This is a genomic window from Curtobacterium sp. A7_M15, assembly GCF_030705415.1.
Lineage (GTDB): Bacteria > Actinomycetota > Actinomycetes > Actinomycetales > Microbacteriaceae > Curtobacterium.
The window spans coordinates 1-7,740 of sequence record NZ_JAUZED010000139.1 but is presented as its reverse complement, the minus strand read 5'-3'; the positions used below and the strand labels follow the sequence as shown (position 1 = coordinate 7,740).

Below are 7,740 nucleotides of genomic sequence, written 5' to 3'. Positions count from 1 at the left end.
GTGGCGAGGTCGCACGGCATGCCGCGCGTCGGGCGTCCGGGTCGCACGAGGTGCTGCACGAAGAGCGTGCGGACGGCAGTTCGTGCGACCTCGACCGGCGGCGGCCATGAGGGTCGCCGGACGTCAGGCGCCCGCGCGCGTCAGGCGCCCGCGCGCGTCAGGCGCCGGCGGGAGTCGGCGCGGGCGCGGCGTAGTCGCGGGGGAGCAGGGGGAGCCACACGCGGAAGGTCGCGCCGCCGCCCTCGGTGTCGAAGACCTCGACCGACCCGTGGTGCGCCGCCACGATGCCCGAGACGATCGCGAGCCCGAGGCCGGAGCCGCCGGTGTCCCGCGCGCGCGAGGTGTCGGCTCGCCAGAAGCGCTGGAAGATCTTGTCGCGCAGCTGCGGCGGGATGCCCTCGCCGTGGTCGATCACGTCGATGTGCGCCATCCCACGCTCGTCGTCCACGCCGATGCCGATCTCGATCGGGTCGTCGTGCTCCGTGAAGCGCATCGCGTTGCCCATCAGGTTCGTCACGATCTGGCGGATCTTGTTCTCCTCCGCCAGGACGATCGGCGGCCGCTTCGGCAGCACGACGGTGGGCAGCGGCGTGGTCTCGTCGGTGGGGGTCGTGGTGCCGTCCACGCCCATCGCCCGGGTGCGGCGGGCGCGGAGTCGCGCGATGGTCTGGCGTGAGAACGCGATCGGCCCGGTCGTGTTCGCCGAGGTCGGGGACACCGGGGCGCCGTCGCCGGGGCCGGGTGTCGAGGCGGGAGCCGACGCCGGGCGGACCGCGTGCGGCACGCTCTCGCCGGTCACCGAGTCCTCGACGAGCACCTGGATCTCGCGGTCGGGGTTCGACGCCATCGTGTCGAGTGCGGAGTCGCGGGCGATCGCGACGAGGTCGACGGGGCCGAGCTCGAGGGGCTTCGACTCGTCGATGCGGGCGAGCTGCAGCAGGTCCTGCACGAGGAGCCCCATGCGCTGGGCTTCCTTCTCGATGCGCTCCATCGCCTGGGCGACGTCCTCTTCCTTGCGGAGGGCGCCCATCCGGTAGAGCTCGGCGTACCCGCGGAGCGACACGAGGGGCGTGCGGAGCTCGTGTGAGGCGTCCCCGACGAACCGGCGCATCTGGTCGATGGTGCGCTGGCGGTCCTCGAACGCGGAGTCGATGCGCTCGAGCATGGAGTTGAGGGACCGGTTCAGGCGACCGACCTCGGTGTTGGGGGTGTCGGCTTCGAGGCGCTGGTTGAAGTCACCGGCGGCGAACCGGGCAGCGGTGTCCTCGACGTCGCGCAAGGGATCGAACGTCGCCGTCACGAGCAGTCGCGTGAGCATGGCGCCGAGCAGGATCACCGAGATGCCGAACCCGAGGAAGATGACGGTGAAGCGGGCGATCGTCTGGTCGGTGTCGGCGCTGGAGACGGCGACGAGCACGTAGCCGGTCTGCGTGGTGCCGTTGGACTGGTCCTGCAGCGACGCCGGGATGACCTGGGCCCGCCACTCGTGGTCGTGCTGGCTGTCGTAGAGCGAGAACCGGACGCCGCTCTGTGCCGCGGCGGAGAAGTCCAGCTGCCGGATGTCCGGTCGGCTCGATGCCTTGGTCTGGCAGATGCGGTCGCTGTCGGCGTTGTACGCGGCGACGTACGCGCTCTGCGAGAGGACGACCGACAGCTTGCAGTACTGCTCGCCGTCGCTGATGTTCTGACCCTCGAGCTGCTCGGTGGTGTTCTTCACGCTGTTGTCGAGCTGCGCCATCAGGTACGTCGACAGCACGGTCATCGTGCCGAGCCCGGCAACGAGCAGGCCGAGTGCCACCAGGAGCACCGTGATCCCGGTGATCTTGGTGCGCAGGGAGATCCCGTCCCACCAGCGGCTCATTCGCGTGTGCATGCTGCCCCAACGATAGACAGCGGTCGCCCGGTGAAACCGGACGACCGCCGTGAAGACGGACCCAGAGGATCCGGACGACCTAGGAGGCCTTGGTCGCCTTGAGCATGTAGCCGAACCCGCGCTTGGTCTGGATGATCGGCTCGGCCGAGTACTGGTCGAGCTTGCGACGCAGGTACGAGATGTAGGACTCGACGATGCCGGCGTCGCCGTTGAAGTCGTACTCCCACACGTGGTCGAGGATCTGCGCCTTCGACAGCACGCGGTTCGGGTTGAGCATGAGGTAGCGGAGCAGCTTGAACTCGGTCGGGGAGAGCTCGATCTGTGCGTCGCCGATCGTGACCTCGTGCGTGTCCTGGTCCATCGTGAGCTCGCCGGCGCGGATGATCGCGTCTTCCTCGTCGTTCATCGTGCGACGGAGGATGGCCTTGATGCGGGCGACGATCTCGTCGAGCGAGAACGGCTTCGTGACGTAGTCGTCGCCGCCGACGGTCAGACCGGTGATCTTGTCCTCGGTGTCGTCCTTCGCGGTGAGGAACAGGATCGGCGAGGTGTAGCCCGACGATCGCAGGCGCTTCGTGACGCCGAAACCGTTCATGTCGGGCAGCATGACGTCGAGGATGATCAGGTCCGGCTCTTCCTCGAGCACGGCGGAGATCGCCTGTGCGCCGTTGCCCACTGCGCGCACGGCGAAGCCGGCGAAACGCAGCGAGGTCGTCAGGAGGTCGCGGATGTTCGGCTCGTCGTCGACGATCAGGATCTTGGGGCCATCGCTCATGGCCCTATCTTCTGACCGTTCCCTAGTGGTTTCCTGAGAGCGGTTGGTGCGTCAGCCAACGACCGCCTGGACCTGGTCGGCGTCCAGGATCGTGTACGAGTACCCCTGCTCCGCGAGGAACCGCTGCCGGTTCTGCGCGAAGTCCTGGTCGACGGTGTCCCGGGTGACGAGCGTGTAGAACGACGCGGGCAGGCCGTCCTTGTTCGGGCGCAGGAGCCGACCGAGTCGCTGGGCCTCTTCTTGGCGGGAACCGAACGAACCGGACACCTGGATCGCCACCGTGGCGTCGGGCAGGTCGACCGAGAAGTTCGCGACCTTCGAGACGACGAGCACGTCGATCGAGCCGTCCCGGAACGCCTGGTAGAGACGTTCCCGTTCGTCGACGGGGGTCGAACCCGTGATCTCGGCGGCACCCAGCGACTCGGCGAGCGAGTCGAGCTGGTCGATGTACTGCCCGATCACGAGGATCTGCTCGCCGCGGTGCTTCTCGATGAGCTCGCGAACCACCGGGGTCTTCGCCGGCGAGGTCGCCGCGAGACGGTACCGCTCGTCGTCGCTCGACGCGGCGTACTCGAGGCGGTCCTGGTGCGGCAGGTCGATGCGCACCTCGTAGCAGGCGGCGGGGGAGATGTACCCCTGCGCCTCGATCTCCTTCCACGGGGCGTCGTAGCGCTTCGGCCCGATGAGCGAGAAGACGTCGCCCTCGCGCCCGTCCTCGCGCACCAGGGTCGCCGTGAGCCCGAGCCGTCGCCGCGCCTGGAGGTCGGCGGTGAGCTTGAACACCGGTGCCGGCAGCAGGTGGACCTCGTCGTAGACGATGAGTCCCCAGTCGAGGGCGTCGAGCAGCGACAGGTGCGTGTACTCGCCCTTCCGGCGGGCGGTGAGGATCTGGTAGGTCGCGATCGTGACCGGACGGATCTCCTTCACGCTGCCCGAGTACTCGCCGATCTCGTCCTCGGTGAGGGTGGTCCGGCGCAGCAGCTCGGACCGCCACTGCCGGGCGGAGACGGTGTTCGTGACGAGGATGAGCGTCGTCGCCTTGACCGTCGCCATGGCCCCGGCGCCGACGAGCGTCTTGCCGGCACCACACGGAAGCACGACGACGCCGGAGCCCTGCGCGAAGAAGGTGTCGACCGCCTGTTCCTGGTAGGGGCGCAGGTGCCAGTCGTCGGTCTCGAGGTCGATCGCGTGCGGCTGACCGGGGGTGTAGCCGGCGAGGTCCTCGGCCGGCCACCCGAGCTTCACGAGCTCCTGCTTGATCTGTCCGCGCGCCCACGGGAGCAGTTCGACCTCTTCCGGGGATCGCATGTTCCCCAGCAGCGGCTTGATCCGCTTCGAGCGGATGACCTCGGCCAGGATGGTGGGCTCGGTCGCGGTGAGGAGCAGGACCGGCTGCCGCTCGAGCGCTTCGGCCGGGGAGTTCGCGATCGCGGGCGCGTCCGGTCGCTCTTCGCGCCGGATGACGAGCCGACCGTACCGCGCCACGGTGTCGCGGATGTCGACCGTCACGCTCTGCGGGACCGGGAACTTCGCGAAGTGCTCGAGCGTGTGGATCATGCTCTCGGCGTCGTGACCGGCCGCGCGCGCGTTCCACAGCCCGAGCCGGGTGATGCGGTAGGTGTGCACGTGTTCCGGCGCGCGTTCGAGCTCGGCGAACACCGCGAGGTCGTGCCGCGCGTCCTCGGCGTCGGGGTGTGCCACCTCGAGGAGCACGGTGCGGTCGCTCTGCACGATCAGCGGTCCGTTCATGACCGATCAGCCTAGGCCGCTCGGCTGCGAACCGGCGCGGATCGGCTCGCCTGTGGATCAGGCGTCGCTCTCCACAGCCACCACGAGGGAGAGCGGGAGCGTCCGCTCGACGTCGACGGCCGTGTCCCGTCCGCGCACACGTCCGGCGGCGACCGAGGTCGGCACGATCGAGAACGGCCGCTCCGAGCCGTCCGGCATGCGGACCGTCAGGCGGATCGGCGTCCGTCCGCGGACGGCCAGGTCGATCTGCCGCCCCAGCCACTCCTGCTCGGGTTCGGCCTCGCCGCGCTCGGTCGTGACACGGAGCCGTTCCACGAGTGCGTGCGCCGCCTGCTCCGGGTTCCGTCCGGTGGTGCGTCGACGGCCTGGAGGCACGGATCCCGTCGCGGGGCGGGCTGCGGCCGTCAGGACGGCCGGGTAGCGCTGGTCCTCGAGCGCCGTGTGGACCACGTGCGGTGGGTAGCGGGTCAGCAGCGTCGTCAGGTCGCTGCGCTCCCACGCCAACTGCCGGAGTTCGGCGTCCACCCCGACCAGGTCGAGCTGGTCCGGCGTCCCGTGCACGCGGGCACCGACCCCGTCGACACCGACGTCGACCACGATGCTGCCGTCCCGCGAGGACACCTGGTCGACCAGGTAGGTGAGCGGCTGCGGCAGGGCCGTCGCGGACAAGCGTTCCAGGAGCGCGAGGACGTCCTGCCGGGTGTGGCCCGCGCGGAACGCCCGGCGAAGCGAGTCCTCGGAGATGCGGTACCGGGCCGCGAGTCCCGGGGCCTCGAGCACGGCGACGGTCCGCAGGGCGGCGTCGTCGACGGGCGCGAGGGGACCCGGGGCGATGACGGTGAGGTCGTGCTGCAGGTAGACGGAGTCCACCGTGTGGGGGAGGTCCTCTGCCGCGGCTGCCGGGTCGCCGTCCAGCAGCGCTCGGCCGGTGCTCGTCACGCGGCCCTCGTCGGTCAGCCCGAGAGCCGCGGCGGTGCCTGCGACGTCGAGCAGCACGGCGTCGAGCCACCGCGAGCCCGCGGGGTACGCCCACCGGCCGACGGACACGAGGTCGCGCAGGTCGTCGCCGGCCAGGTCGAGCACGCTGCGGACGGCAGGGTCGAGGGCGTCCCGCCACGCCGACACGAGGGCCGACCAGCGGTCCGGCCAGCTCGCGACGAGCCAGGCGTCGCCCGCAGGGGTCGTCGCCCACGTCCCGTCGCCCGCGTCCGTGAACCCGATCCGGTCCAGCAGCGCCAACCGGTCCGGGACCACATCAGCGTCCGCACCGGTCCGGTCGCCGAGCGTCTTCGCGAGCGGCGTGCCGATGCCGCCCTTCACGAGCTCGCGCACCGCGCCCTCGGACACCGCGCGGAGCAGTTCGGCGAGCACGGTCATCGTCGCGAAGGCGTGCTCGGCGCCGGTCGTCCGGGCGTGCGCGTCGTCGCCCGTCTCGTCGACCGGTGCGGCGGGGCGGGGGTGATCCGCGCCTCCTGGGAGTCCCGCGATCTCGGGGTGGGCGGCCAGCCGGGTGGTGACCGCGTCGTCGACGCCGCCGTCCTCGTCGGCGAGACCGAGGGTGACTGCGGGGGCGAGGTCGTCGGCCGAGCCCGTCCCGTCACGCAGGGCGAGCAGTGTCCGGCGGGGCAGGTGCTCGATCGCGGCGTCGACGGCGTCGTCGGTGCGGAGTGCCTCGGCCAGGTCGAAGAAGTCCGACACACGCATCGGACCGGTCTCGGCGAGGGCGGCGGCGGGGAGCCGGCGCGCCACGACGAGCCGTTCGAGGGCGTCGTCCGGCATCGCCCGGAGCCGGGCTGCGAGGTCTGCGGTGGTCGTCATCGTCCGCCGCGCTCGTCCGACGCGGTCCTCAGCGCGCCGTCCGGTTCGCTCGTGCCCTGCGGGTCCAGGTGATGCCGAGGAGGGTGAACACGAGCACCATGCCGATCGGGAAGCCGATGAGCGGGATCGCCATGATCACGGGCCACGGCATCGATCCCTGGGCGCTGGGGACGGTCAGCCACATGACGATCATGGCGGCCATGCAGAGGAAGGCGGCGATGAAGATCCCGCCGACCATGAACGCGAGGGCGCGTTCGGTACGATTGAACGTCACCGGGGGTTCTGCAGAGTCCTGCGTGTTCCCGGTGGATCGGGTTGGCTTGGCCATCGACCCAGGATATCCGACGCACCACGGCCGTTCCACGATCACGAGGAGACCGACGAATGCCCACCGGCAAGGTCAAGTTCTACGACGACCAGAAGGGATTCGGGTTCATCACCGGAGACGACGGCGAACCCGTCTTCCTGCACGCGTCCTCGCTGCCCGACGGCGTCACGTCGGTGAAGGCCGGTTCGCGGCTCGAGTACGGCGTCGTCCAGGGGAAGAAAGGATCGCAGGCGCTGTCCGTGCGGCTCCTCGACCCGCAGCCGTCCCTCGCGAAGATGTCACGGCGATCGGCGGACGACATGGCGGTGATCGTCGAGGACCTCGTGAAGGAGCTCGACCGGATCAGCGGTGACCTCCGACACGGTCGCTACCCGAAGAACGGCACCCGGATCGCTGCGATCCTGCGGCACGTCGCTGACCAGTTGGACGCGTGATGACCGACACCTCCCCCGTGGCCCCCGCCCCCTCGGACGACCTGACCGCGCTCGCACGGAAGGCGCTGCTCGAGGTGACCCCCGAGTCGACCGTCGGCGGCTTCGTCGGGACCGTCGACGAGGGCGACGGTGTCCTCTCCGTGCTGTTCGCCAACCGCATGGCCGGGTACCCCGGCTGGCGCTGGACCGTCTCGATCGCACAGGTGACCGGTGACGAGCCGACCGTGCTCGAGGTCGAGCTCATGCCGGGTGACGGCTCGTTGCTGGCGCCGGACTGGGTGCCGTGGTCCGAGCGGCTCGCCGAGTACCGGGCAGGCCAGGACACCGACGAGGCCGAGGATGCCGACGGCGAGCACGACGAGTCCGACGACGAGGACTTCGACGAGGACGACGCGGACGAGGACGCCGACTACGACGACTCGGACGACGACGAGTCCGACGACGACGAAGCGGACGACGAGGACGACTTCGACGCCGACGAGGACGACCTCGACGAGCCGGACGACGACGACATCGACGGCGTGGACGTCGACGAGCTGGACACGCACGACGCAGATGCGGACGCGGACCCCGACGAGGGGGACGCTCCGGTCGGACGTGCACGCGGCCGTCGCCGCACGCAGCGCGTCAGCCCCGTCGACCCCGACGCCGATCTCGAGATCGACCGGCTGGACGCGAGCGAGGTCGATCCGGAGCATCACCGCTCCTGATCCACCCGCACCACGCAGGACAGCCGCAGCCCCACGGGATCCGTGGGGCTGCG

At 70.4% G+C, this 7,740-nt stretch carries 7 protein-coding genes; 2 read left to right on the top strand and 5 right to left on the bottom strand.

Going from position 1 to position 7,740, the window contains the following annotated elements; translation table 11 throughout:
* Window positions 1-157: 157 nt before the first annotated feature.
* From Q7F20_RS16815 to Q7F20_RS16795, 5 genes are all read right to left on the bottom strand, one after another.
* Window positions 158-1,873, bottom strand: coding sequence for a cell wall metabolism sensor histidine kinase WalK (locus tag Q7F20_RS16815; protein ID WP_305741214.1), 1,716 nt, complete (start codon window positions 1,871-1,873; stop codon window positions 158-160).
* A 79-nt stretch (window positions 1,874-1,952) separates the two neighbouring features.
* Entirely contained in the window at window positions 1,953-2,648 is a 696-nt protein-coding gene (locus Q7F20_RS16810) for a response regulator transcription factor (protein ID WP_079237230.1), read from the bottom strand.
* A 51-nt stretch (window positions 2,649-2,699) separates the two neighbouring features.
* Entirely contained in the window at window positions 2,700-4,397 is a 1,698-nt protein-coding gene (locus Q7F20_RS16805; protein ID WP_305741213.1) for a DNA repair helicase XPB, read from the bottom strand.
* Window positions 4,398-4,454: 57 nt separating this feature from the next.
* Window positions 4,455-6,215, bottom strand: coding sequence for a helicase-associated domain-containing protein (locus tag Q7F20_RS16800; protein ID WP_305741212.1), 1,761 nt, complete (start codon window positions 6,213-6,215; stop codon window positions 4,455-4,457).
* Window positions 6,216-6,243: 28 nt separating this feature from the next.
* Window positions 6,244-6,543: a hypothetical protein gene (locus tag Q7F20_RS16795; protein WP_305741211.1), complete on the bottom strand. Its 300-nt coding sequence runs from the start codon at window positions 6,541-6,543 to the stop codon at window positions 6,244-6,246.
* Window positions 6,544-6,599: 56 nt separating this feature from the next.
* Here Q7F20_RS16795 and Q7F20_RS16790 point away from each other — a divergent pair, with 56 nt between their 5' ends.
* Both Q7F20_RS16790 and Q7F20_RS16785 read left to right on the top strand, forming a co-directional pair.
* Window positions 6,600-6,977, top strand: a complete 378-nt coding sequence (locus Q7F20_RS16790; protein ID WP_175351094.1) for a cold-shock protein — start codon at window positions 6,600-6,602, stop codon at window positions 6,975-6,977.
* The gene (locus Q7F20_RS16785) at window positions 6,977-7,687 is read left to right on the top strand and encodes a DUF3027 domain-containing protein (protein WP_305741210.1); all 711 of its coding nucleotides are present in this window, start codon (window positions 6,977-6,979) and stop codon (window positions 7,685-7,687) included. The genes Q7F20_RS16790 and Q7F20_RS16785 overlap by 1 nt, the downstream gene beginning before the upstream one ends.
* Window positions 7,688-7,740 lie beyond the last annotated feature (53 nt).

What these genes read in the sequence shown, in the direction of transcription:
- Q7F20_RS16815 (WP_305741214.1), bottom strand. Translation starts at nt 1,873, where the DNA reads ATGCACACGCGAATGAGCCGCTGGTGGGACGGGATCTCCCTGCGCACC.
- Q7F20_RS16810 (WP_079237230.1), bottom strand. Translation starts at nt 2,648, where the DNA reads ATGAGCGATGGCCCCAAGATCCTGATCGTCGACGACGAGCCGAACATC.
- Q7F20_RS16805 (WP_305741213.1), bottom strand. Translation starts at nt 4,397, where the DNA reads ATGAACGGACCGCTGATCGTGCAGAGCGACCGCACCGTGCTCCTCGAG.
- Q7F20_RS16800 (WP_305741212.1), bottom strand. Translation starts at nt 6,215, where the DNA reads ATGACGACCACCGCAGACCTCGCAGCCCGGCTCCGGGCGATGCCGGAC.
- Q7F20_RS16795 (WP_305741211.1), bottom strand. Translation starts at nt 6,543, where the DNA reads ATGGCCAAGCCAACCCGATCCACCGGGAACACGCAGGACTCTGCAGAA.
- Q7F20_RS16790 (WP_175351094.1), top strand. Translation starts at nt 6,600, where the DNA reads ATGCCCACCGGCAAGGTCAAGTTCTACGACGACCAGAAGGGATTCGGG.
- Q7F20_RS16785 (WP_305741210.1), top strand. Translation starts at nt 6,977, where the DNA reads ATGACCGACACCTCCCCCGTGGCCCCCGCCCCCTCGGACGACCTGACC.